Here is a 427-nt window from a genome sequence, read left to right on the forward strand (position 1 = left end):
ATTGTAAAGAGAACAACACTTATTGTTTGGGTCTGTAGCTCAGTTGGTTAGAGCGCACCCCTGATAAGGGTGAGGTCGGTAGTTCAAATCTACTCAGACCCACCACTTCTTCATGAAGTCGGTATACAAACAGTAAGACCAGCATATGTGGGGCTATAGCTCAGCTGGGAGAGCGCCTGCCTTGCACGCAGGAGGTCAGCAGTTCGATCCTGCTTAGCTCCACCACTTTTACTTCTTAAAAATAAATATTCTTTATCGGGTAGCAAAATCGCCTGAGAATAGAGTGTGTTTAATTTTGAGAAGTTTTTGATTCTCTGCTCTTTAAAAATTTGGAAAAGCTGATAATAAAATTCGTATGAATGACATTTGTTATTTGTACAGAGTTTTCAAAAGTAAAAAAGAATGATAGCAGTATCATTCAGTGCCA

At 39.6% G+C, this 427-nt stretch carries 2 tRNA genes; both read left to right on the forward strand.

Annotation, left to right across the window (positions count from 1 at the left end):
- Nucleotides 1-28 precede the first annotated feature (28 nt).
- Nucleotides 29-105 (forward strand) — tRNA-Ile (locus tag ACFI4Z_RS19070).
- Between the two features lie 44 nt (nt 106-149).
- Nucleotides 150-225: transfer RNA gene (locus tag ACFI4Z_RS19075), tRNA-Ala, on the forward strand.
- Nucleotides 226-427 lie beyond the last annotated feature (202 nt).

This window comes from Pseudoalteromonas sp. RWi3 (genome assembly GCF_054960735.1).